Below are 22,673 nucleotides of genomic sequence, written 5' to 3'. Positions count from 1 at the left end.
TACCGAGGCCTATTTAAAAGCGGTAAGGTTATCAAGTCATCAAAAATCAATCTTCCGTTTCTTCACCATCGTTCACCCTCCGCTGCTTCACAATGTCTGCGGCCATGAAGATAGCTTCCCGCATAGATGATTCAGAGGCTTCATTTTTCCCTACAAGGCTGTAGGCGGTGCCGTGGTCAGGAGAAGTACGAACAGCTGGCAAACCTGCTGTGTAGTTAACGCCGGTTTCAAAGCAAAGGGTCTTAAACGGGATCAACGCCTGGTCGTGATACATGGCCAGTACGCCATCATATTTTGCATGCATCAGAGTGCCGAAAAACCCATCTGAGGGGAACGGGCCAAAAACAAGATTGCCCTTCTCTTTCCATTCTTTAAGCACTGGCGAAATCACGTCTCTTTCTTCGTTGCCGAGTAAGCCATTTTCTCCCGCATGAGGGTTGAGCCCCAGCACAGCTATCCTTGGCTTCTTGATGCCAAAGTCTTTTTTCAATGTACTGTCAAGCACCGAAAGCTTCTTAAGGATAAGCTCCTTGCCCAGTGCTGAAACCACTGCTTTCAAAGGAATATGCCCCGTAACCAGCCCAATTTTCATTTTGTCGCCAGCCATCAGCATCAGGTGATCCTTTACGCCAAAGGTTTCGGCCAGGTATTCGGTGTGCCCTGGAAATTTAAATTCTTCGCTTTGAATATTATTTTTAGAAATGGGCGCTGTCACTACAGCGTCAATCTTTCCGTCCTTCAAATCGGCCACTGCCGCCTTCAGGGAAAGAAACGCATACTTACCTCCTGTCTCATTTTCCTCCCCCATTTTGATCTCAACGGTTTCCTCCCACAGGTTGTAAACATTTACTTTTCTATGAAAGAGCTGGCCCAGATCCTTAATTTGGTGGTAGTTGAAGTCGCTCAGGTCGAGCGCCTTTCTGTAATAGGACACAACTTTGGAAGAACCATAAATGACGGGCGTCATAAACTTCAATATCCTGCTGTCTTCAAGGGCCTTTATGATGACTTCAGGACCAATCCCATTAATATCTCCAAGGGTGATGCCAACAACAGGTTTATTTTTCTTTGACTTATCCATCCGATTTATCCTACAAAATTTCAGTTATTTGGCCTGCGTTTGGGTTTTTCATTCAGGGATTGAGTAATGTGTAACCTTTCCACACAGGAGGCGCAAATTAAGGGATTTTACCTTCTTTAAAAAAATGGACAGAGTTAGACCCAAAAAGCATCTAGGGCAGCATTTTTTGAAAGATCAGAACATTGCCAGGAAAATTGCGGAGTCGTTAACTCTTCACGGCGACTACAAAACGGTACTGGAGGTGGGGCCCGGCACGGGTGTGCTCACACAGTTTCTGATTGATAAGAAGGAATTTCAGTTATATGTTTCCGAAATAGACAAAGAGTCGGTGGCCTACCTGCAAAAGCACTTTGCTTCGCTGGAAGGTAGAATTATCGGTGGCGACTTCCTGAAAATGGACTTGGAGGCTATTGCACCTGGCCCGTTAGCCGTCATTGGAAACTTCCCTTATAATATAAGTTCGCAAATATTTTTCAAGGTGCTTGATAATCGCCAAAAGGTGCCCGAAGTGGTGGGTATGATCCAGAAAGAGGTGGCGGTGCGCATAGCCGAGAAGGAAGGTAGCCGGGACTATGGTATTCTCAGCGTACTTTTGCAGGCATACTACGATATAGACCTTCTTTTTACTGTGCCTCCGGGTGTTTTTCATCCACCGCCAAAAGTAAATTCAGCCGTTATCAGGCTGAAGAGAAACAAACGAGAGCGCTTGCCATGTGACGAAGATCTTTTTCGAAAAGTGGTGAAAACCGCCTTCCAAAAGCGACGCAAAACGTTGCGGAATGCACTTAAAGAACTAACTTTGCCGACTGAATTTGAAGTAAACCCCATCCTTCAGAAGCGGGCGGAACAATTGTCAGTTGAAGATTTCTTCGAACTTACTTTATCTCTGGAAAAAGCATGGAAGCAGTCATCCAATTCGAGCTAAGCAAAGAGTACCTCGAGAGGTTCCAGGGAGCGCTTGACGAGAAAGATGAGCAGTTCATTAGAGCGTCGCTCGATGGCGTCAATCCAGCTGATATTACCCAACTCCTCTACGAGTTCGACACTGAGGAGTCGAAATACGTTATCGACCTTCTGGAGAAGCAGATCAGTGCCCAGATCATCAACGACCTGGACGAGGACACCCGAACTGAGTTCCTTGGTGCATTCACGGTAACAGAAATTTCCTCCTTCCTCGATTTCCTCGACTCGGATGATTGTGTGGATATTTTGATGGAGTTATCGCTCCAGACCAGGGAAGAGGTCGTTGCCCTCATTCGTGACGAGCAAAAGGCAAGGCATATTCAGGAACTGCTCCACTACGACGAAGATGTAGCGGGTGGTTTGATGGCCAAAGAGCTTATCAAGTGCAATCTCAACTGGACCATTCGTCAGTGTATTGAGGAAATCAGAAAGCAGGCCGAAACGGTGCAGAAAATCTATTCGGTGTACGTGGTAAACAACACCGGGAAACTGATCGGCAAGGTATCGCTTAAGAAAATCATTATAGCCGAAGACAGCGCTAAAATTGCCGATATCTACGACGACGATATCGTGTCCGTTGCCACCCACATGGATGAAGATGAGGTGGCGTCCATCATGCGGAAGTATGACCTGGAAGCTGTACCAGTTATCAATGCCAAAGGCAGGCTGGTAGGCCGAATCACCATTGACGACATTGTGGATGTGATGCAGGAGCAGGCCGAAGAGGAACGGCAGCTGATGGCTGGTATCTCCGACGACGTTGAGGAAGACGACAGCGTCTGGAAGCTTTCGAAGGCCCGGTTGCCATGGTTGATCATAGGCATGGTTGGTGGATTGATGGGGGCCAGGTTCATAGGGCTTTTTGAGGGCGATATTGCGCTGATCCCGGCAGTAGCTTTTTTTATCCCGCTGATAACAGCCACCGGAGGCAATGTCGGCATACAGTCGTCATCCATTGTCGTTCAGAGCTTGGCAAACCCCAATGTTTTTGCAGAATCTATGGCCAGGAGGTTGGTGAAAGTACTCACGGTGGCCGTGCTCAATGGGCTTATTCTCGCATTGCTGGTTTTTGGGTCTGTCATTCTTCTCTACAAAGAAGAATTTTTAGCCATCACAGTGAGTATTGCCCTTTTCAGTGTGGTGCTGCTGGCTTCATTTATGGGCACAATCACGCCAATTATATTAGATAAGTTTGGCATTAACCCTGCGCTCGCTTCTGGCCCCTTCATCACAACAGCAAACGATTTGCTTGGTTTAGGGGTTTACTTTACAGTGGCCAACTTACTTTACGGAATATTTTAAGAGATATGTTGAAGTCTGTATTGATCGTGGATGAAATGCACCCTAGCATAGTTCCGCTTCTGGAAAACGAAGGGTATAAGGTGGACTATGAACCGCAAATAACTGCTGGCGAGGTGCTGGACAGGGTCGCTGATTACTCTGGCCTTGTTGTGCGTTCAAAGCTTGTGATCAATAAGCTTTTCCTAGAAAAGTGTGTAAAATTGGAGTTCATAGCCAGGGCCGGTGCTGGCATGGATCAGATCGACGTAAAAGCTGCGGAAAGTAAGGGGATTTACTTGCTAAATGCCCCGGAAGGTAATCAGGATGCGCTGGCAGAACACAGTATAGCCATGTTGCTTACACTGTTCAATAACTTGCTGGTGGGCGACGCTCAGATAAGAAGCAAAGTGTGGGACCGTGAGGGCAACCGGGGCTATGAGTTGAAAGGGAAGACAGTTGCTATCATTGGCTTTGGTCATATGGGCGATGCATTTGCGAGGAGATTGACCAGCTTTGGGTGCAAGGTCATTGCTTATGACAAATTCAAAAGAGGTTTTAGCAATATGCGTGTGGAAGAAGCATCCATGATGGAGGTGTATGTTGAGGCCGATATTGTTAGTTTGAATGTGCCGCTCACTGCGGAAACCAGACAAATGGTTAACGCTGAATTTATTGAGAGATTTCAAAAACCGATTTGGCTATTGAACACGTCACGAGGCGAGGTGGTGGTTCTCAGGGATCTGTTGGGTGGTCTTAAGTCTGGTAAAATAAGAGGCGCAGCACTTGACGTGCTCGAGAATGAAAAGCTTCACTCTTTCACCCCAGAACAGGAAAGCATATTCGGTGAACTTGCTCAGATGAAGAATGTTTTGTTCTCACCTCACGTGGCAGGTTGGTCGTTCGAATCCTACGAGAGAATCAATCAGGTGCTGGTAGAGAAGATTCGTAAATTGAAGCTCAAAGAAACCAAAACCCCAAGCACTTCGTTGTAATGCCTGATCTCTGGTTTGCAGGTTTAGGGGATAAATCTTTATATTTGCATGCTAGATCAATATATGTTTTAAGCTCCGACGGGGTTTGGATTAAAATCTTAATATATTTGATATCACAGACTTCAGCTATTGTCAATAAAGTTTACAATAGTTGTTAGTGACGTTTTAATCGATCATCAGTAAAAAATCATCAATTGTAACGGTCTCCAATAGGATTTACCTGGCGGGCCGTTCTTTTTTATTTAATAGCACACTGTATGTCTAATTTATCTTATTACACAGAGGAAGGACTCAAAAGACTCAAGGACGAGCTAAATGAGTTGAAAACGAAAGGAAGAGCTGATATGGCCCGTCAAATAGCTGAGGCCAGAGACAAAGGTGACCTGAGCGAAAATGCTGAGTATGATGCTGCAAAGGATGCTCAGGGCTTGTTGGAGTTAAAAATTTCGAAGCTTGAAGCGATTGTTGGCAATGGCCGGGTAATTGACGAAACCAAGCTTGATACTTCAAAAGTGGCTATTCTGTCAAAGGTGAAAATCAAGAACAAGAAAAATGGGGCGGTGATGACCTACATGCTTGTGGCGGAGGAAGAAGCGGATCTGAAAGCCAGCAAGATTTCGGTTAAGTCGCCGATCGGCAAAGGTTTGCTGGGAAAGAAGCTTGGCGAAACAGCTATGGTAGAAGCGCCAGGCGGGAATATTGAATTCGAAATTGTTGATATTGCTATCTAACAATTCGCACGATGGCTTCTATTTTCACCAAAATCATCAATAGAGAAATACCAGGTCATATAGTGCTCGAAGACGAGCACTTTATCGCTTTTTTGGATATCAGTCCACTGGTAATGGGCCATACTTTGGTGGTGCCTAAAAAAGAAGTGGACTACATTTTTGATAATGACGATGTTACTTTGTCAAAGACAATGGTCTTTGCCAAGAAAGTAGCCAGGGCTATCGATAAGAGCATTCCCTGCAAGAGAGTAGGAGTGGCTGTTATTGGCCTTGAAGTACCCCACACCCATGTGCATCTGGTGCCGCTCAACAGCATGAGGGACATCAATTTTCTTGAGCCCAAATTGCACCCAACACAGGAAGAGCTGGCTGCCACGGCGGCAAAAATCAAAGCTGCATTATAGCCTGATTCGCAGCTAAACTCCCTTTACCCTACCAGGATTATCAGAGATAAAAGATTTCCAGCTTTTGTTTTTGGGCCCGGTGTCGCCACCCTGGAAATGGTGACAAACCGCTACCGCCAGTGCGTCCGTAGCATCAAGCAGCTTAGGTGCTTCTTTGAAATTGAGAAGCGTCTGAAGCATCTTAGCTACTTGCTCCTTTGAGGCGTTCCCATTCCCCGTTACCGACTGCTTTACCTTTTTGGGCGCATATTCAAAAATCGGAATTTCACGTGCCAATGCTGCAGCCATGGCCACGCCCTGCGCTCTCCCCAGCTTAAGCATCGACTGGATGTTTTTACCAAAAAATGGAGCCTCCAACGCTACCTCATCGGGATGAAACTCCTCTAAGACTGAGGTAATCCTTTCAAAAATTTTCTTGAGCTTCAACTCATGGCCCGAATACTTGCTCAGGTGAATCACACCAAACTGTAACAACGTTAGTTTATTTCCCTGCACCATAATGACCCCGTAGCCCATGATGCTGGTGCCCGGGTCAACCCCCAAAATGATTTTCTCTTTTACAGTCTTGTTCAAACCTGCTGTAGCTTTTGAAATAAGCTTATTTAAAATTTGGGTGATGCTACGTAAATCCTCCCTAAATTCAAACCCGGATGTTGGCTATTGATATTTTCGGGATCGTTGCTGCTGTGGGTGTTGTCATGTACAGCCTGTTCATAGCTTATTGCCGGGCTAAATGGAGGCATGTCCCCACTGCGCCCGGGACTGCAGGAACGACTGGCAATCTATCAGTATCAATTGTTATTGTGGCCAGAAACGAAGCAGCGTCCATCGTGTCACTCCTGGGCAACATCAAAGCTCAAACTTATCCCGGCCATCTGTTGGAAGTGATTTTAGTCAACGACCAGTCTGACGACGACACGGTAGAAAAGGCGAAAAGCTTTGCTGCGGACAATGGCATGGCACTTAGAGTCATTCACCTCGAAGCCTCAGTTGGCGAAGGAAGCCGAAAAAAGCAGGCAATCAAGGCAGCAGCAGCGCTATCTGAGGCAGACGTGCTTGTGCTGACCGATGCTGATTGCAACGTGCAGCCAAATTGGGTAGCCTCTCATATTAACTACTACAAACATTTTGAGGAAGCGAAGTTGGTCTTTGGTGCATTTTGCTTTAAAGGAAGAAACTGGGCGTCAGCGCTCTTGAACCTGGAGGCAATGTCGCTGACGGGCGTTGCAGCCATCACTAACCTGATCCATAAACCAACCATGTGTAGTGGAGCTAACCTATCTTATAAGCGTGAGCTGATACAGGAACTCAATCCTTTTGACGGCAACCAACAGATTGCTTCCGGCGACGATGAGTTTGTGTTGCACGCCGTGAAGACGAAATATCCGAATGGCGCTTTTTACAATAAAGATCAAGAATCGCTTGTTTCAACCGACAGGCCGGAATCGCTGGGAGCCCTCTACCACCAACGGAGGCGCTGGGCAGGCAAGTGGAAGGCCTACACTGTTCCGTGGCCTCGCCAACTCGCCGCTGTTGTGGTGGCGGGCAACTTTGTTTTCATCTGCCTTTTCAGCTTTTTCTTAATTTCATTGAATCCAGTTTGGCTGATGCCTGTTGCTCTAAAATGGCTTGCGGAGTTTGCCTTCAGCCGAAAAATCAGCGAAAACTTCAACCTGGGTGGACTGGGGCAGTACTTTGTTCTCATGGAAATTATTTACCCGTTTTATGCCGTATTTTTTGCTATAGCTTCTAATTTTGGAGAATATCACTGGAAGGGAAGGGTGTATCCATGAGTGACCTGGAGTTTGATGTATTGGACGAGTTGTATTTCGTAACGCACTTCAAAGAATTGAAGAACGCAACCAACTTGTCAGTGGAAAGCCTTAAGTCTACCCTCACCGATTTATACCGTAAGGGATGGTTGAAAGTTTATGAAAGTGTAGCTGCCGAAATATCGGATCAGCAAATCAACTTAGATCACAACTTTCAAAACTACTTTTATCTGGCCAGCAAGGAAGGCCTGCTCGCTCACAATGGGCGCTAATAGGAGTGAAAATGGAGTCCGTAGTTACGCAACAAGATCTCAAAGAGCTGGAGTTAAATTCTTTGCTCGAAATCACTCAGGCTATCAACAATAACCTGGCGGAAGCCTCTTTGTATAAAATCTACCATTTTACCCTTCTCGGAAACCTCAAAGTAAAGAAGCTTGCGTTGTATGTAATGGAGGATGAGTGGGACTGCAAGCTCAGCTTTGGTGTAGGCAATAAAAAGATTCCAAAGCTCCCGGCATGTTACCAGAACCTGCCCGAGGAAGTTGAACTCGACTCGAATGAACCATTTTGGTCGGAGTTTCACATGGCATTTCCCGTTCAGCATAAGGAAAAGCTGCTGGCAGTGGTTTTCCTCGGTAAGCAAGACGACGCCCAGACGGAGCAGGGGGTGTCTCACAACCTTACATTCATTAAGGCATTGACCAATATCATATTGGTGGCTATTGAAAATAAGAAACTGGCACGAAGACAACTGGAACAAGAGGCTTACAGAAAGGAACTCGAGATTGCCAGACAGGTGCAGACTTTCCTTTTCCCAAAAAATCTTCCGCAGCTGGAGAAACTGCAAATAGAAGCCACTTATATTCCGCACAAAAATGTTGGCGGCGACTACTACGACTATGTGGAGCTGAGCAACGGGAAGTTTTTATTGTGTATCGCCGATGTGTCGGGAAAGGGCGTACCTGCGGCATTGCTCATGTCAAACTTTCAGGCAGCGTTGAGGGTGATAGTCAGGAAGACCTACGATGTGCGGGAAATAGTGTATGAGCTGAACCGGCAGATCATGTTCAACAGCAATGGCGAAAATTTCATCACCTTTTTCATGACCATTTACGATCATGAGTCGGGGCAGATGAAATATGTAAATTGTGGGCACAACCCACCGATTCTTTTTACAGAAAGCGGCTTTCAGGCACTGGAGGAGGGCACTACGATATTAGGGATTTTTGAAGACCTGCCCTTTTTGAATGTGGGCACCGTTACCGGACTCAAGGACTTCAACTTTTTCTGCTATACCGACGGGCTTACTGAGACTTTCAATGCGGAAGGCGAGGAATATGGCTCCGAAAGACTTATGGAGGCGCTTAGCGACATGACCAACAAGTCCCTGGCGGGTATCCACGAAACAGTGATCAAATCACTCGAAGATTTCAAAGGTGCAGAAAGCTACAGGGACGATATTACCATGCTTTCTTGTAAAGTCATAAGCTAGGCTTGGTTTGCTCTACTTCAAAAAGACCCCCGGTTGGCTAAAGAAGTTGTTCCCTCAGGCGACCTGGAATTTTGACGATACCGAAAAAAAGATATTCCTGACTTTTGATGATGGCCCAATTCCCGAGCTCACTCCCTGGGTGCTCGACACGTTGAAGGAATTTGACGCCAGGGCTACTTTTTTTTATGTCGGCAATAATATCAAAAAACACCCGGAGCTGTTTAAGCGGGCCAGCGACGAAGGACACAGTATTGGCAATCACACCTTCAACCATCTGAAAGGATGGCGAACCTCTCATGAAGACTATATGGCCAATATAGCACTTTGTGAGGCAGCTATCGTTGAATGTGGAGGAGGAGGCCCCGCCGGGCTGTTCAGGCCGCCTTATGGGCAGCTGACCTTTTCGCTTGCAAAAAAGATATCGGCCAATTACCGCATTATCATGTGGGACTACTTAACTGGTGACTTCGATCAATCATTAAGCCCCGAAAAATGCCATGTAGAAACAATAATGGGAACTAAATCTGGTTCTATTGTCATTTATCACGAAAACGTGAAAGCAGAAGCCCGAATCAAGTACTCGTTGCCGAAATTTCTGGATCATTTTTCTTCACTAGGTTATCAGTTCTGTGCCATTGAGTGAGATTGTCGGTTTGATTTTGATCTTTTTCATCGGCAGTGTGCTGCTTACCGACATATTGCTGCTTTTCTTTTTAAAGGGTGATTCAAGCAAGGATATCGCCACCAGTTTGTTCGATGAAACGAATCTTCCCAGGGTATCCGTGCTGGTGGCGGCGAGAAACGAGGAGGCGACCTTGTCGAGGTGCATTAAGAGTCTTTTGGGCCAGCAGTATCCTGCTGATAAAATAGAAATACTTATCGGAAACGATGCTTCCACCGATAAGACTGAGGTGATTGCCCGCTCATTTGAAAGGGAGAGCGCTCTGCTAAAAGTCATTAACATTGATCATGACATGGGCTCCGCCAGGGGCAAAGCAAACGTGCTGGCGCAGCTGGCCAGAGAGGCGTCTGGTGAAGTTTACCTCATTACCGATGCCGATATGTCGCTTCCATCTACGTGGTGTAAGGCCATGGTAGCAGCGTTTGAAAAAGACACGGGCATGGTAACAGGCTACACGGCGATAAACGAAAACAGCCTTTTTGCCTCCTTTCAGGCCATCGATTGGGCTTACGCCATCGGTATGATGAAGGTCGTATCCGATCTGGGCACCCCCGTAACCGGGATGGGCAATAACATGGCTGTTCTAGCAAAGGCTTATCATCAAACAGGCGGCTATGAGAACATGCCTTTTTCAGTTACGGAAGACTTTCAACTCACCAGGGCTATTTTATCCAGGTGCTATGGTTTCAAGCAACTGATCAGCCCACCCGTTACCGGCATTACTTTACCTGCAGCTAGTATCAAGGGCCTTTTGCATCAACGAAAGAGGTGGATGAGTGGAGCCCTCCAACTCCCCGTGGCCATCGTGGCTGTTTTGGGCCTTCAGGCTATCTACTATCCTCTGGCTGCTGTGTTGATCGTATTTTATCCATGGTCAATACTTTTGGTTATCGCAAAGGGTGTAGTTCAATCATGGTTTGTTTACAGAACCGTGCGCCTGTCGGCACTGCCTGTGAAAATTGGTGCGCTTGTTCTCTTCGAATTTTACTCGGCTATTATATCTTTGTCAACACTTTTGTTTTCCATTTTGCCTTCAGGAATAAAGTGGAAGGATAGACATTATTAGCCCCGACATTTGATGCAGTTTGTTGATACCCACGCCCATATATATTCAAGAAAATTTTCAGAAGAAATTCACGAGATGGTGGCCCGCTCATTTGAAGGCGGGGTGGAGAGAATCTACATGCCTAATATAGATAGTGAGTCTATCGATAGTATGCTGGCACTGGAGGATGCTTATCAGGGTCGCTGCTTTTCAATGATGGGTGTGCACCCTTGTTCCATAAAGCAGGGGTTTGAAAGTGAGTTGAAGATTGCCGAAGAGTGGCTGGGAAAGCGGAAGTTTGCCGCTATTGGCGAAATAGGCACCGATCTTTATTGGGATAAAACCCTCATCGACTATCAGAAGGAAGCTTTTACCATACAGTGTCAGTGGGCAAAAGAGTATGGCTTGCCAATAGTTATTCATTGTCGTGAATCGATTGATCTGACTACTGACCTGGTGGAGTCTCTTAAAGACGAGCGACTTAATGGAGTATTTCATTGCTTTACCGGAAGTGCAGATCAGGCCAAAAGGATATTGGAATTAGGATTTTTTTTAGGAATAGGAGGAGTAAGTACTTTTAAAAACGGCGGACTTGATGCTGTTTTACCCGGGCTGGGTGCTGACGGGCTGGTTTTGGAGACAGACTCTCCTTATCTTGCACCAGTGCCGCATAGGGGCAAAAGAAACGAGCCTTCCTACATTCCAATTATTGCGCAGCGGGTTTCGGAACTTACCGGACTCTCCCTGGCTGAAGTGGCTGAAACAACCACAAGGAATGCAGATCAACTTTTCAGCTATCACCAATGAATTATAAGATTGTAAACATTGCCACCGCAAGTGGCCTTAACCCAAAAAGCAGTATCCTTATTATATATACCGGAGGCACGTTCGGTATGTCATATGATGAAACAGGATCTCTTGTCCCCTTTAACTTCGGCCTGGTGATTGATAAAATACCAGAGCTGAAGGCTCTTGACCTGAAAATTACCGTCATCTCATTTCCAGAGCCCACCGATTCCTCGAATATTAATATTTCACACTGGCAGGACATCGGCTATATTATTTACGAAAACTATTCTCAGTACGATGGCTTCGTAATACTTCATGGGACTGACACCATGGCTTATACAGCGTCCGCACTTAGCTACATGCTCGACGGGCTTAATAAGCCAGTTATCTTCACTGGTGCACAAATCCCCATCGGATCGACAAGGTCAGATGCCCGGGAGAACCTGATTACAGCACTCGAGATAGCCTCTACGCTTGAAGAAGACAAGCCAATTATCTCTGAAGTTGCCATCTACTTTAATTTTTACCTGATGAGAGGTAACCGATCACAAAAATTAAGGAGCAGTCATTTTGCGGCATTCGAATCGGAAAACTACCCATATTTGGCTGAGTCGGGTGTTACCATCGAATACAACAAGTCCTCAATCATGGCTTTTCGGCCTGGCCTTAAACTCAAACTTCATAAGGGATTCGACAATAATGTCACCATCTTAAAGCTTTTTCCTGGCATCAGTGAGAGTGTGGTCAATAGTATATTGGGCACGCCCGGACTTCGGGGAGTTGTGCTGGAAACCTATGGGTCGGGAAATACAATGAACTACGACTGGTTCATAAAAAGCCTTCATTCCGCTGTTACAAGAGGGATTGTCATCTTTAATGTAAGCCAGTGCATTGGAGGTAAAGTAATTCAGGGGCGCTACGAATCAAGCAGGATTCTCGAGGAAATAGGGGTGCTCAGCGGTCAGGACATCACTACTGAAGCTGCCATCACCAAACTAATGTTTCTGCTGGCAAAAGAGAAGAATACCAAGGAAGTTAAAAAGAAGCTAATAGTGCCAATTGCGGGGGAAATGAGCTAGTTTTACGCTTATGTAAATTTAATATCAAAATTTGCATAAAGAGTTTTTTCTTGATTTATTTGTTGCTGCTAGACGCCAAAAATTGTACTTTGGAGAGGTGTCCGAGTGGTTGAAGGAGCACGCCTGGAAAGTGTGTATACCTCTAAAGGGTATCGAGGGTTCGAATCCCTCTCTCTCCGCAGAATTTATAAACGAGAATTCAAAACGAAAACAAACTATCTTTTACTAACTGTAACCAATTTACGATTTACTAAAATTTAAACTATGAAAAAGTTATTCGCTTCGCTGTTGCTAACAGGCGTTTTTGCATTCAGCCAATTCAATGCAGTTGCTCAGGATGAAGTTTCCTCAGACAGTACTGCCGTGGTTGACTCTGCTGCTGTGGAAGAGGTGGTTGCTGAGCCTGAGCCTGTCGCTCCAATGATGGAAGAAGTTGTCGATGAGCCCGAGCAATCATTTCACCAAATTGTTAAAGAGCAGTTCATCGCAGGTGGTTGGGAATTTATGGGTATCGTTCTTTTGTGTTTGATCTTCGGTTTGGCGGTTGCCATCGAGCGTATCATCACTTTGAACCTCGCTACCACCAACACCAAAAAACTTCTTGCTAACGTTGAGAATGCGCTAGCTTCAGGAGGCGTTGAGGCAGCAAAAGAAGTTTGTAAAAATACTAAAGGCCCCGTTGCATCTATCTTTACTCAGGGACTAATGAGAATGTCAGAAGGCGTTGAAATGGTTGAGAAGTCAATCATTGCTTACGGTTCTGTTGAAATGGGTAAACTGGAAAGAGGAATGGTTTGGATATCTCTATTCATCTCTCTTGCTCCTATGCTTGGTTTCATGGGTACGGTAATTGGTATGATTGGTGCATTTGATGCAATTGCTGCAGCTGGTGACGTTTCTCCTGCTCTTGTGGCCGATGGTATCAAAATCGCCCTTTTGACAACGGTAGGTGGTCTTATCGTAGCTGTTATTCTTCAGTTGTTCTATAACTACCTTATTTCAAAGATCGATTCTCTTGTGAACTCAATGGAAGATGCCTCTATTACATTGGTAGACATCCTTGTAAAGCACAATCTTTCTAAGTAGTATTAACATCTAAAGACAGCAAAAATGGATTTTATTGATATAGCATTGATCGGCTCCTACATTCTGGTAGGAATAGCGCTACTAGCAGCGATCATATTGCCTTTGATCAACGCCTTGGACGATCTGTCTTCATTGGCCATGTCGGCCGTCGGTATTCTTATCTTGCTGGTTATTTTCGGTTTGGGATATGCAATTTCCGGCGATGAGGTAACAGCAGTGTATACAAAGTATGACGTCGACGCAGGATTGTCTAAATTGGTTGGAGGTTCTTTGATTATGATGTACCTGTTGACAGGTGTAGCTTTAGTTGGAATCGTGTATACGGAAATTTCAAAAATAGTTAAGTAGTATGGCAAGCAAGAAAAACAGACCTAGTACGGAGGTAAATGCCGGTTCTATGGCTGACATTGCTTTCCTTTTGCTCATTTTCTTTCTGGTAACTACCACGATGGCAAATGACAAAGGTATTGCGATGCTTTTGCCTCCGAAGCCGGATCCGAACCAGCCACCACCAGAGGTGAAGGAGAACGACAGGAATATCTTCAAGATACAAGCCAACTCGAAAGATTTGCTGCTTGTTGAAGATGAGCCACTCACTGATATTGAAGAGCTGAAGCCAATGATCAAGGAGTTTATCCTGAATTTTGGACGACCCTCGGAAGATGCCATGATGGTTTACAACGACCTTCCGGCGCCAATGAAAAGCTTTGTCAGCGCTTATGGACGAAGAAAGGATTCTTCTGACGGCCCTGATAAGGCTATAGTATCCTTCAAAGCCGATAGAGGTACGAGCTACGAACTTTACATCACCGTATTGGACGAAGTAAATGCCGCTTACAATGAAGTGTACGGTGAGAGAATAGGTAAAACTGCACAGGAGTTTCTTCAACTGGATCAGAAAGATCCGGAACAAAAGAAGCTGTATGATCAGGCTCGTTCAGGAATGCCCAGAGCGATTTCTATTGCGGAGCCTACTAAAATTGGAGGTTAATTATGGGAAAGTTTAAAAAGAGTTCCGGTACTTCTCAGGAGATACCTACAGCTGCTCTTCCTGATATCATCTTTATGCTGCTGTTCTTCTTCATGGTAACCACCGTGATGAGGGAAACAGAGCTATTGGTGAAACAGGAGTTGCCCAGGGCGACTCAGCTTTCAAAGATTGAACGCAAGTCTTTGGTGAGCTATATATACATAGGCCCCCCTAAGAACACTGCAACTTTTGGTACAGAGCCTAAAATTCAGGTAAATGATGTATTCATCACGCCAAAAGATGTTGTCCAGTTTGTAAATACAGAAAAGGATAAGCTTAGCGAAGTGGAAAGAGATCAGATTACAATGTCAATGAAGGTGGATATTGAAGCCAAAATGGGTATTGTAGCTGATGTGCAGCAGGAATTGAGAGAGGCAAATGCCAGAAAGGTGCTTTACAGCTCCCGTCAAGGCATGGATAATCTATAATCATAGTTGATAATCATATAAAAGTCTTTCCTTTGGGGAAGACTTTTTTTTTGCCATGAACCTGAACCTTAAGAACAACAAGGTGGTGAATGCCTGGTGCATGTACGACTGGTCTAATTCGGTCTACAACCTGGTGATTACCAGTACCATTTTCCCAGTTTACTATAGTAGCGTCACAAGAAACTTCTTTGGTGGTGAGCAGGTGCAGTTTTTGGGGCTGACAATCACCAACACTGTCCTTTATTCATACTCGATTTCCTTTTCATTTTTAGCTATAGCGCTCTTTTCACCTTTACTATCGGGTATTGCAGATTATGGTGGGATGAAGAAGCTTTTTCTTCGCATCTTCACCTACATCGGAGCAGCGGCATGCATAACGCTTTATTTCTTTGATGGGAGCAATATAGAACTTGGTATTTTTGCTTCGATTGTCGCCAGTATTGGCTACTCGGGCAGCCTGGTTTTTTACAACGCCTTTTTGCCTGAAATCACCACCTCCGACAGGTATGATATCGTAAGCGCCAAGGGGTACGCCATGGGGTATGCCGGTAGCCTGTTGCTGCTTTTGTTTAACCTTATCTCCATTACTTTTCCCGATTGGTTTGGGTTTGCTAATGGGGGAGCAGCGTCACGATTTGCCTTTCTGCTGGTAGGCGTCTGGTGGTTGGGGTTTTCGCTTATTCCCTTTCACTATCTGCCAACAAATCCCTACAATCGGAAACCTGCCGGAAAGCTGCTGGCACATGGGTACAAGGAAGTGAGGAAGGTGTTTAGATCTCTAAAAGACTTACCTTCTATGCGACGTTACCTGAAGGCTTTCTTTTTCTACAACATGGGGGTACAAACCGTCATGTTTTTGGCCGCAACTTTTGGCGACAAAGAATTGAAGCTACCGGGTGAAAAACTAATTCTTACGGTGTTGATCATACAAGTGGTAGCCGTGGCTGGGTCATATTTGTTCGCCTATGTATCCAAGGTAAAGGGGAACAAAATATCGTTGTCGATAATGGTTGTGATCTGGATTTTGGTTTGCCTTGGGGCATACTTTGTTACTTCCGCTATGCAATTCTATGTAGTAGCCACTGTTGTCGGGTTAGTGATGGGGGGTATACAGTCCCAGTCCCGGTCGGCATTTTCTAAGCTGATACCGGAAAACACCATTGACCATGCTTCATACTTTAGCTTCTATGACGTAACGGAAAAGCTGTCAATTGTGATCGGTACATTTGCTTATGGGTTGATAGAGCAACTCACAGGAAGCATGCGAAACAGCACGCTGGCCCTTGCAACCTTTTTTATTTTGGGTCTCCTTTTCTTGAGACAAACTAATTTCAACGTTATCAGGCTTCCGAAAGCGGAAGAAGCTAGATGAGCAAGGAAACCAGGCCGCTTGTAATTGAAAAGGACGGACAGACGCTCATTTATGACCTTCTTAGACGGAAGTACCTCGTTTGGACGCCCGAAGAAGCGGTCAGGCAGCAGATGGTGAATTATCTGATAGCTGAACTCCACTACCCAAAAGGTTTGATGTCAATAGAAGCGGGCTTGCACTACAACAAAAGGCAGAAGCGAACAGACCTTGTAGTGTATGACAACAACGGCAAGCCTCATATCCTGGTGGAGTGTAAAGCGCCTGATGTGAAGCTAAGTCGTGAAACAATATTTCAGGTGTCGACTTATAACAAAGAGTTGGACGCAAACATTTTGGTGATCACCAACGGAAAGGAAATGATTTGTCTTCAGGTGGAAAGGGAAAAGAATATCCTTAAAACACTTGATAATATTCCCCCTTATAAATAAAAAAAGAGGTTGTCCGCCGAAGGAACAACCTCTTCTTCAATAACCTCTTCAGATCGATTTAATTCAGGAATGTGTTTACGTCGGTATAATCCAGATTAAAAGCTTCTGATACTGCCTGGTATACCACTTTTCCGTTGATCACATTCAAGCCAAGCTTCAGTTCATTGTTTTCCTTACAGGCTGTTTTCCATCCCTTGCCGGCCAGCTGAATAGCATAGGGCAGTGTGGCATTGGTCAGCGCCAGTGTGGAAGTATAAGGAACAGCACCAGGCATATTGGCGACGCAATAGTGAATGACATCATCGATGATGAAAACCGGATCCTGGTGAGTAGTTGGCTTGGTAGTTTCGAAGCAGCCACCCTGATCTACCGCCACATCCACCATCACAGTGCCTGGGCGCATTTCCTTCAGCATATCTTTGGTGATGAGCTTTGGAGCCTTTGCGCCTGGAATAAGTACGGCACCTATAATAAGATCATGATCCTTGATGAGTTCACGGATGTTGTATTCATTGCTCATCAGGGTCTTTACATTGGCAGGCATAACGTCATCCAGGTAGCGTAGCCTTGGGAGGCTCAGATCAAGTATGATTACGTCAGCACCGAGCCCCGCAGCCATTTTTGCTGCTTCAGTACCCACTACGCCACCACCCAGGATCATCACTTTTGCCGGGCGAACTCCAGGTACACCTCCCAGCAGAATGCCACGGCCCTTCATTGGTTTCTCCAGAAACTTGGCACCCTGTTGGATCGACATTCTACCTGCTACTTCTGACATAGGGATCAGAAGAGGTAGTGTGCCATTTGCTTTTTCAACGGTCTCATAAGCAAGGCAAACAGCCCCACTCTTTATCATGGCATGAGTGAGAGGTTCGTATGAGGCAAAGTGAAAATAGGTAAATAGCAATTGATCCTTCTTGATAAGCGAATACTCTGCCTCGATAGGCTCCTTCACTTTCATGATCATCTCAGCTTTCTGGTAGGTAGCTTCAATAGTCGGAAGTATGTTGGCACCGGCTTCTTTGTAAGAATCATCAGTGAACCCGCTGCCTTCTCCTGCGGTAGCTTGCACGTGTACCTCATGCCCTCTCTTTAATAATTCAGTTACGCCAGCAGGGGTCAATGCAACCCTGTTTTCATTGTTTTTAATCTCCTTAGGAACCCCAATAATCATGATCGTATTGTTAGTTAATGTCGCTTTTTGGAAAGGCAACAAATATATGAACATGAATGCAATATTTGTTTTGAAACTCTTCGATTTTCGAAGTTGACAAAATCGTCCCCCTTTCATTGAATAATGCTAAAATTTCCCGCCGGTTAACCCCGGCAAACTATTCTTTGCCCGAAGGGTCATTTGCAAAAATTTTATTCCTTAAAAACCACAATTTCTACTGATTATCAGGTAGTTGTATTTTTTTTGTGCGATTGACAAAATTGAAAACGTGTAATTTTATGCTTATATTTGAAATACCTCTTTTCAGAGTCCGTTCATTGCAATCGACAACATTATCCTCTAAATCAGCATAATAGTGAGTGTAGTAAAGACTAAGAAAGAAATTAGCGTGCCTGTTGCCGAAATTCTCGACGACTACCTTTTGGTTTGCGAAAGCCGTGAAGCTAGTTTGATGGGAAGGAAGGAAGTTTTCATGGGCAAGGCGAAGTTTGGTATTTTTGGTGATGGCAAAGAACTCGCTCAGGTAGCGATGGCCAAAGTATTCAAAAATGGCGATTTCAGGTCTGGTTACTATAGGGATCAAACATTTATGATGGCCATCGGCCAGCTCACGATCCAGCAATTCTTTGCTCAGCTTTATGCTCACACCGACCTTTCTGCCGACCCCTCTTCTGGCGGCCGTCTGATGAACAGTCATTTTTCTACCCGGTACCTTAACGAAAAGGGAGAGTGGAAAACGCAGACAGACATGAAAAACTCCAGTTCGGATATTTCATGCACAGCGGGGCAAATGCCACGTCTGCTTGGCCTCGCTTACGCCTCCAAACTTTACAGAAACAATCCTGCACTTAAGCACTTTGAAGACTTTTCCATTGACGGTAACGAAGTAGCCTGGGGCACTATAGGGAACGCATCCACATCGGAAGGACACTTCTTCGAAACAATCAACGCTGGCGGGGTGCTGCAGGTGCCTATGGTCATTTCTATTTGGGATGATGAGTATGGAATTTCAGTGCCTGCGGAATATCATACTACTAAATCAGATATTTCTAAAGTTCTGGCTGGCTTCCAGCGGAATAACTCCGAAAATGGGTATGAAATCATTGTGGTGAATGGCTGGGACTACGAGAAGCTGGTTCAGGCGTACCGCCATGCAGGTAGGGTTGCCAGGGATGAGCATGTTCCGGTGCTCGTTCACGTAAAAGAGATGACGCAGCCTCAGGGGCATTCGACTTCGGGGTCGCAGGAAAGATACAAGTCGAAAGAAAGACTTGCATGGGAAGAGGAGTTTGACTGCATAAAAAAGTTTCGAGAGTGGATATTGGAAAATGAGATGGCCACTTTGGAGCACCTCGAAAGGCTGGAGGAAAATGCCAGGGAGAAGGCTAAGACCGATAAGAATGAGGCATGGAAGGCTTACGTAGCCAGTATCAAGGAAGACCTGAAGGGGGCATCTAATCTCCTTGCCAATGCCGCAGGCGTTAGTAAAAATGGAGCGAAAATCAGTGCTATCAACAAGGCGCTGGAGAAAACGCTGAATCCATTGAAGATGGACGTGGTGAAGGCTGTTAAGCGCTCTTTGTACCTTATGCGAGGTGAGAAATACGAAGAGAGACAGCATCTCATCAATTGGCTGAAGATCAAGAATGCAGAGCACCTTGAGCAGTACAGCAGCCATTTGTATAGCGAGTCGGAGCAAAGGGCTGTTAATGTGAAGGAAGTGGCACCTGTTTACAACGATGACAGTGTGATAGTTGACGGTAGAGAAGTACTTCAGGCTTTCTTTGACCATGCATTTAGCAGGGATCCTAGAATATTTGCGATAGGAGAAGATGTGGGGCAAATTGGTGACGTGAACCAGGGCTTTGCAGGGCTACAAGCAAAGCATGGCGAGATTCGTGTAACCGACACAGGAATACGGGAAAGTACCATCATAGGCCAAGGCATTGGCGCCGCCATGAGAGGGTTGAAGCCTATTGCGGAAGTACAATATTTGGACTACCTGATATTTACATTGCAAACCTTGTCAGATGACCTGGCAACCCTTCAGTACAGAACAAAGGGAGGCCAGAAGGCTCCCGTGATTATAAGAACACGAGGTCATCGACTGGAAGGTGTTTGGCATTCGGGTTCACCTATGAGTATGATCATGGGGTCTCTCAGAGGCATCTATCTGCTTGTGCCGAGGAACATGACCAAAGCAGCTGGCTTTTATAACACTTTGCTGGCCTCTGATGACACTGCGATAGTGATCGAGTGCTTGAATGGGTACAGACTCAAGGAAAGACTTCCGGAAAATATAGATGATATAAAAACGCCGCTTGGGGTTCCTGAGGTAATAAGGGAAGGATCTGATGTGACCATTGTGACTTACGGTTCCATGTGCAGGATTGTGATGGAAGCAGCCGAGCTCCTTGAAGAATATGGTGTCTCCTGCGAAGTGATTGATGTGCAGTCGTTAATGCCTTTTGACCTGCACCATTCGATTGTTGAGTCGTTGAAAAAAACTAATCGCATCATTTTTGCTGATGAAGACGTGCCGGGTGGGGCCTCTGCTTATATGATGCAGAAAGTGCTCGAAGAGCAGGGGGGGTACAAATACCTTGATTCCCAACCTGGTACGATTACCTCCGCCGAGCACAGGCCGGCCTATAGCTCAGACGGCGATTATTTCTCCAAGCCCAATGTGGAGAATGTTTTCGACAAGGTGTATGAATTGATGGCAGAAGCCGACCCAGAAAAATACCCTGAGATATTTAATTGAGCGTGATATTGTCAAGCGTCAAGTCTGGGCTTTCTATCACATTGCTGTCGTGAAGAGCACGATCCTTGATGTAGACTTTTAGCTTAAACGTATCTTTCTTTAATACGATGCCGAATCCAGCAGATAACATCGAATAGCGAAGCGTGCCTGAAAGCGATTTTCCTAGATTGTCAGTGTCGAAGATTGGAAACCTGGCGTTGAAATTTGTGCCGCAGCCGGTAGTTGAAAACACACTTGCCCAATCGAGAAACTCATAATTACCATTTACCTTTCTGTAGAAGTCCACATAAATATTGTTATTGTTGGGATTCTTCTGAATAAAGAAAGTGTCTATTTCTGTATTGGTGCCAGTATTATCAAGGTTGAATTTTATGACTTCATATTGTTCACAATTAAACGGTCGTCTCGTGTCTGTTTCTGAAAATAATTTCTCTTTCTCAAGAGGTCTAAATTGCCCCCCGGAAACCACCAAAGGAACACTATAGAAGGGGAGCTTATAGTCTGTTTCTCCGAAATAGACAAGTCTCCTATCGGCGTCGATAATGTAATTAAATGGATGGTATGGGTAGCTGTCTTCAGTGCTTCTCAGCCCAATGTCGCCGTCTCCATCTTCAAAATTGATATATAGAACAAGCGAATCTGAGCCAGCGGCCTGGTCAAAAAACTCAACCCTGTTGTAGGATATTTTTGGAATGATGGGGAGCTCGTCTGGTGGCTGGCATGCCCACGCTAAGCCCATCACTACCACACCAAGGATAATACTTTTTAATAATCTATTCTTCATTTCCATCGCTTACTTACCTCATAAAATTATTAAAATTGGATCATCTTTCGCAATTTAAACACATGTCCGAGCTTCTTAGTTTTAGAAACCGCCTTTTAAACCTGAATAATGATCATTTTACTGTCCTCGCTCTGGATATTTTTAAATGGCAGGCCCAACACAATCCCGTCTACAAAAAGTATATTTCATACTTAGCTAAAGACCCCAAAAAAATCAGCCGGTTGGAAGACATTCCCTTTCTTCCGATTGAATTTTTCAAGAATCATGCTATAAAGACAGGCGAATGGGGTTCTTCCCTTATGTTTTCCAGTAGCGGCACCACTGGTTCCGTGCAAAGCTCCCATTACCTCGATGATCCTCTATTCTATAAGAAATTAACGAAGGAAATATTTGAGTCAACGTATGGGGCACTCTCAAATTTTCATATTGTTGCCTTGCTGCCGTCTTACCTTGAAAGGAGCGGATCCTCACTCATCTACATGATTGAGCACTTCATAAAGCTCACAGGCTCAAAGTTCTCTGGATTCTTTTTGAGGGATGACAGTACCCTTTTAAGCGTGATAGAAAAACTCAAACGGCAGGATGGCAAAAAGCTGCTAATTGGAGTTACTTTCGCCCTAATTGATCTCTCTGAAAGGCATCAGCTTGACCTGAGTGACTTTATTGTAATGGAAACCGGAGGCATGAAGGGGAGAGGGAAGGAGCTGACAAGGCCTGAGTTGCACACCTTGTTGAGAGAGCGATTAAATGTGGAGCGGATACACTCGGAGTATGGGATGACAGAGTTAATGTCGCAGGCATATTCGGATGGAGGAGCAGGCTTCGTTTGCCCAAGGTCGATGAAGGTGATGGTTCGTGATATTAATGATCCGTTTTCGTATCTGCAGGAAAAAAGAGCGGGAGGTTTAAATATTATTGACCTTGGAAATATTCATTCTTGCTGCTTTATTGAAACAAAGGATTTGGGCCGAATAACTAACACGAAAGGGGATTTTGAAGTGCTTGGCAGGTTTGATAATTCGGATGTGAGGGGCTGCAATTTACTGATACAATAGCCATTACCTTATGCTTGGGAACTTAAAGTGTTTTGATATATGTGTAGATATATATATCTTAGAGCTTCTAAGAACCTAAGTAAAGCCGTTTCGTTATGAAAATTAAATTACTGTTGTTTGCTGTAGCTGTTTTCATGCTTGGTGCTTGTACTCAGAAGACGTGTCCTACTTACGCTAAGTCGGACGTGCAGAAAGAAAAGCCTGCTCAAAGGCTTTAATTGGAAAGTACTCGACCTGGTTG

General features: G+C 45.1%; 25 protein-coding genes and 1 tRNA gene. 22 read left to right on the top strand and 4 right to left on the bottom strand.

Annotated features, from left to right (window positions below; genetic code table 11):
- Positions 1-46: 46 nt before the first annotated feature.
- Entirely contained in the window at positions 47-1,081 is a 1,035-nt protein-coding gene (gene pdxA, locus RT717_RS16220; protein WP_317487427.1) for a 4-hydroxythreonine-4-phosphate dehydrogenase PdxA, read from the bottom strand.
- 124 nt (positions 1,082-1,205) lie between these two features.
- On the opposite strand from pdxA, the gene rsmA reads away from it, so the two are divergent.
- From rsmA to RT717_RS16195, 5 genes are all read left to right on the top strand, one after another.
- On the top strand, positions 1,206-2,006 hold the full coding sequence (gene rsmA / locus RT717_RS16215) for a 16S rRNA (adenine(1518)-N(6)/adenine(1519)-N(6))-dimethyltransferase RsmA (protein WP_317487426.1): 801 nt from the start codon (positions 1,206-1,208) through the stop codon (positions 2,004-2,006).
- The gene (gene mgtE, locus RT717_RS16210) at positions 1,979-3,346 is read left to right on the top strand and encodes a magnesium transporter (RefSeq protein ID WP_317487425.1); all 1,368 of its coding nucleotides are present in this window, start codon (positions 1,979-1,981) and stop codon (positions 3,344-3,346) included. Before rsmA ends, mgtE begins: the two co-directional genes overlap by 28 nt.
- Before the next feature lie 5 nt (positions 3,347-3,351).
- Entirely contained in the window at positions 3,352-4,317 is a 966-nt protein-coding gene (locus tag RT717_RS16205; protein WP_317487424.1) for an NAD(P)-dependent oxidoreductase, read from the top strand.
- 257 nt (positions 4,318-4,574) lie between these two features.
- Positions 4,575-5,048, top strand: coding sequence for a transcription elongation factor GreA (greA, locus tag RT717_RS16200; protein WP_151998344.1), 474 nt, complete (start codon positions 4,575-4,577; stop codon positions 5,046-5,048).
- A gap of 11 nt (positions 5,049-5,059) precedes the next feature.
- Positions 5,060-5,452: an HIT family protein gene (locus tag RT717_RS16195; RefSeq protein ID WP_317487423.1), complete on the top strand. Its 393-nt coding sequence runs from the start codon at positions 5,060-5,062 to the stop codon at positions 5,450-5,452.
- Between the two features lie 12 nt (positions 5,453-5,464).
- Here the strand turns inward: RT717_RS16195 and ruvC are convergent, their stop codons facing one another.
- Positions 5,465-6,025, bottom strand: coding sequence for a crossover junction endodeoxyribonuclease RuvC (gene ruvC / locus RT717_RS16190; protein WP_317487422.1), 561 nt, complete (start codon positions 6,023-6,025; stop codon positions 5,465-5,467).
- A gap of 77 nt (positions 6,026-6,102) precedes the next feature.
- Between ruvC and RT717_RS16185 the strand changes: the two genes are divergently transcribed.
- The 14 genes from RT717_RS16185 to RT717_RS16120 all read left to right on the top strand — a co-directional run bounded on the left by RT717_RS16185 (position 6,103) and on the right by RT717_RS16120 (position 16,655).
- On the top strand, positions 6,103-7,245 hold the full coding sequence (locus RT717_RS16185; protein WP_317487421.1) for a glycosyltransferase: 1,143 nt from the start codon (positions 6,103-6,105) through the stop codon (positions 7,243-7,245).
- Complete coding sequence (locus RT717_RS16180) at positions 7,242-7,496, top strand: transporter (protein WP_317487420.1); 255 nt, start codon at positions 7,242-7,244, stop codon at positions 7,494-7,496. The genes RT717_RS16185 and RT717_RS16180 overlap by 4 nt, the downstream gene beginning before the upstream one ends.
- 11 nt (positions 7,497-7,507) lie before the next feature.
- Complete coding sequence (locus RT717_RS16175; protein WP_317487419.1) at positions 7,508-8,716, top strand: GAF domain-containing SpoIIE family protein phosphatase; 1,209 nt, start codon at positions 7,508-7,510, stop codon at positions 8,714-8,716.
- A gap of 7 nt (positions 8,717-8,723) precedes the next feature.
- Positions 8,724-9,359 carry a polysaccharide deacetylase family protein gene (locus RT717_RS16170; RefSeq protein WP_317487418.1) on the top strand — a complete coding sequence of 212 codons (636 nt, stop codon included), beginning with the start codon at positions 8,724-8,726 and terminating at the stop codon, positions 9,357-9,359.
- Complete coding sequence (locus RT717_RS16165; RefSeq protein WP_317487417.1) at positions 9,352-10,464, top strand: glycosyltransferase; 1,113 nt, start codon at positions 9,352-9,354, stop codon at positions 10,462-10,464. The genes RT717_RS16170 and RT717_RS16165 overlap by 8 nt, the downstream gene beginning before the upstream one ends.
- A gap of 12 nt (positions 10,465-10,476) precedes the next feature.
- Positions 10,477-11,250: a TatD family hydrolase gene (locus RT717_RS16160; RefSeq protein WP_317487416.1), complete on the top strand. Its 774-nt coding sequence runs from the start codon at positions 10,477-10,479 to the stop codon at positions 11,248-11,250.
- Positions 11,247-12,311 carry an asparaginase gene (locus RT717_RS16155; RefSeq protein ID WP_151998353.1) on the top strand — a complete coding sequence of 355 codons (1,065 nt, stop codon included), beginning with the start codon at positions 11,247-11,249 and terminating at the stop codon, positions 12,309-12,311. Before RT717_RS16160 ends, RT717_RS16155 begins: the two co-directional genes overlap by 4 nt.
- Positions 12,312-12,402: 91 nt before the next feature.
- A tRNA-Ser gene (locus tag RT717_RS16150) sits at positions 12,403-12,490 on the top strand.
- A gap of 85 nt (positions 12,491-12,575) precedes the next feature.
- A complete protein-coding gene (locus RT717_RS16145) occupies positions 12,576-13,397 on the top strand; it encodes a MotA/TolQ/ExbB proton channel family protein (protein WP_317487415.1) in 822 nt (273 codons plus the stop codon).
- 24 nt (positions 13,398-13,421) lie between these two features.
- A complete protein-coding gene (locus tag RT717_RS16140) occupies positions 13,422-13,745 on the top strand; it encodes a hypothetical protein (RefSeq protein ID WP_317487414.1) in 324 nt (107 codons plus the stop codon).
- 1 nt (position 13,746) lies between these two features.
- On the top strand, positions 13,747-14,388 hold the full coding sequence (locus RT717_RS16135) for an ExbD/TolR family protein (RefSeq protein ID WP_317487413.1): 642 nt from the start codon (positions 13,747-13,749) through the stop codon (positions 14,386-14,388).
- A gap of 2 nt (positions 14,389-14,390) precedes the next feature.
- Complete coding sequence (locus RT717_RS16130) at positions 14,391-14,855, top strand: ExbD/TolR family protein (protein ID WP_317487412.1); 465 nt, start codon at positions 14,391-14,393, stop codon at positions 14,853-14,855.
- 55 nt (positions 14,856-14,910) lie between these two features.
- Positions 14,911-16,227, top strand: coding sequence for an MFS transporter (locus RT717_RS16125; protein ID WP_317487411.1), 1,317 nt, complete (start codon positions 14,911-14,913; stop codon positions 16,225-16,227).
- Entirely contained in the window at positions 16,224-16,655 is a 432-nt protein-coding gene (locus RT717_RS16120) for a type I restriction enzyme HsdR N-terminal domain-containing protein (RefSeq protein WP_317487410.1), read from the top strand. Before RT717_RS16125 ends, RT717_RS16120 begins: the two co-directional genes overlap by 4 nt.
- Before the next feature lie 58 nt (positions 16,656-16,713).
- On the opposite strand, the gene ald is transcribed toward RT717_RS16120, so the two are convergent.
- Positions 16,714-17,829 carry an alanine dehydrogenase gene (gene ald / locus RT717_RS16115; RefSeq protein WP_317492365.1) on the bottom strand — a complete coding sequence of 372 codons (1,116 nt, stop codon included), beginning with the start codon at positions 17,827-17,829 and terminating at the stop codon, positions 16,714-16,716.
- Between the two features lie 355 nt (positions 17,830-18,184).
- Here ald and RT717_RS16110 point away from each other — a divergent pair, with 355 nt between their 5' ends.
- Positions 18,185-20,593, top strand: coding sequence for an alpha-ketoacid dehydrogenase subunit alpha/beta (locus tag RT717_RS16110; RefSeq protein WP_317487409.1), 2,409 nt, complete (start codon positions 18,185-18,187; stop codon positions 20,591-20,593).
- Here the strand turns inward: RT717_RS16110 and RT717_RS16105 are convergent.
- Positions 20,586-21,377 carry a hypothetical protein gene (locus RT717_RS16105; protein ID WP_317487408.1) on the bottom strand — a complete coding sequence of 264 codons (792 nt, stop codon included), beginning with the start codon at positions 21,375-21,377 and terminating at the stop codon, positions 20,586-20,588. The genes RT717_RS16110 and RT717_RS16105 overlap by 8 nt on opposite strands.
- A gap of 62 nt (positions 21,378-21,439) precedes the next feature.
- Between RT717_RS16105 and RT717_RS16100 the strand changes: the two genes are divergently transcribed.
- Both RT717_RS16100 and RT717_RS16095 read left to right on the top strand, forming a co-directional pair.
- The gene (locus RT717_RS16100) at positions 21,440-22,432 is read left to right on the top strand and encodes a LuxE/PaaK family acyltransferase (protein ID WP_317487407.1); all 993 of its coding nucleotides are present in this window, start codon (positions 21,440-21,442) and stop codon (positions 22,430-22,432) included.
- 95 nt (positions 22,433-22,527) lie between these two features.
- A complete protein-coding gene (locus RT717_RS16095) occupies positions 22,528-22,650 on the top strand; it encodes a hypothetical protein (protein WP_255471521.1) in 123 nt (40 codons plus the stop codon).
- Positions 22,651-22,673 lie beyond the last annotated feature (23 nt).

The sequence above is a fragment of the Imperialibacter roseus genome (genome assembly GCF_032999765.1).
Lineage (GTDB): Bacteria > Bacteroidota > Bacteroidia > Cytophagales > Cyclobacteriaceae > Imperialibacter > Imperialibacter roseus.
Note: the sequence above shows the minus strand (reverse complement) of the source record. Positions and strands in the feature narration are given on the sequence as shown.

Excerpts from the sequence above, each read along its gene's own strand:
- RT717_RS16160 (WP_317487416.1), top strand. The coding sequence starts at position 10,477 with ATGCAGTTTGTTGATACCCACGCCCATATATATTCAAGAAAATTTTCA.
- RT717_RS16175 (WP_317487419.1), top strand. The coding sequence starts at position 7,508 with ATGGAGTCCGTAGTTACGCAACAAGATCTCAAAGAGCTGGAGTTAAAT.
- RT717_RS16155 (WP_151998353.1), top strand. The coding sequence starts at position 11,247 with ATGAATTATAAGATTGTAAACATTGCCACCGCAAGTGGCCTTAACCCA.
- mgtE (WP_317487425.1), top strand. The coding sequence starts at position 1,979 with ATGGAAGCAGTCATCCAATTCGAGCTAAGCAAAGAGTACCTCGAGAGG.
- RT717_RS16095 (WP_255471521.1), top strand. The coding sequence starts at position 22,528 with ATGAAAATTAAATTACTGTTGTTTGCTGTAGCTGTTTTCATGCTTGGT.
- RT717_RS16195 (WP_317487423.1), top strand. The coding sequence starts at position 5,060 with ATGGCTTCTATTTTCACCAAAATCATCAATAGAGAAATACCAGGTCAT.
- RT717_RS16120 (WP_317487410.1), top strand. The coding sequence starts at position 16,224 with ATGAGCAAGGAAACCAGGCCGCTTGTAATTGAAAAGGACGGACAGACG.
- pdxA (WP_317487427.1), bottom strand. The coding sequence starts at position 1,081 with ATGGATAAGTCAAAGAAAAATAAACCTGTTGTTGGCATCACCCTTGGA.
- greA (WP_151998344.1), top strand. The coding sequence starts at position 4,575 with ATGTCTAATTTATCTTATTACACAGAGGAAGGACTCAAAAGACTCAAG.
- RT717_RS16140 (WP_317487414.1), top strand. The coding sequence starts at position 13,422 with ATGGATTTTATTGATATAGCATTGATCGGCTCCTACATTCTGGTAGGA.
- RT717_RS16205 (WP_317487424.1), top strand. The coding sequence starts at position 3,352 with ATGTTGAAGTCTGTATTGATCGTGGATGAAATGCACCCTAGCATAGTT.
- RT717_RS16180 (WP_317487420.1), top strand. The coding sequence starts at position 7,242 with ATGAGTGACCTGGAGTTTGATGTATTGGACGAGTTGTATTTCGTAACG.
- RT717_RS16135 (WP_317487413.1), top strand. The coding sequence starts at position 13,747 with ATGGCAAGCAAGAAAAACAGACCTAGTACGGAGGTAAATGCCGGTTCT.
- RT717_RS16185 (WP_317487421.1), top strand. The coding sequence starts at position 6,103 with ATGTTGGCTATTGATATTTTCGGGATCGTTGCTGCTGTGGGTGTTGTC.
- RT717_RS16100 (WP_317487407.1), top strand. The coding sequence starts at position 21,440 with ATGTCCGAGCTTCTTAGTTTTAGAAACCGCCTTTTAAACCTGAATAAT.
- ald (WP_317492365.1), bottom strand. The coding sequence starts at position 17,829 with ATGATTATTGGGGTTCCTAAGGAGATTAAAAACAATGAAAACAGGGTT.
- RT717_RS16125 (WP_317487411.1), top strand. The coding sequence starts at position 14,911 with ATGAACCTGAACCTTAAGAACAACAAGGTGGTGAATGCCTGGTGCATG.
- RT717_RS16145 (WP_317487415.1), top strand. The coding sequence starts at position 12,576 with ATGAAAAAGTTATTCGCTTCGCTGTTGCTAACAGGCGTTTTTGCATTC.
- RT717_RS16130 (WP_317487412.1), top strand. The coding sequence starts at position 14,391 with ATGGGAAAGTTTAAAAAGAGTTCCGGTACTTCTCAGGAGATACCTACA.
- rsmA (WP_317487426.1), top strand. The coding sequence starts at position 1,206 with ATGGACAGAGTTAGACCCAAAAAGCATCTAGGGCAGCATTTTTTGAAA.
- RT717_RS16105 (WP_317487408.1), bottom strand. The coding sequence starts at position 21,377 with ATGAAGAATAGATTATTAAAAAGTATTATCCTTGGTGTGGTAGTGATG.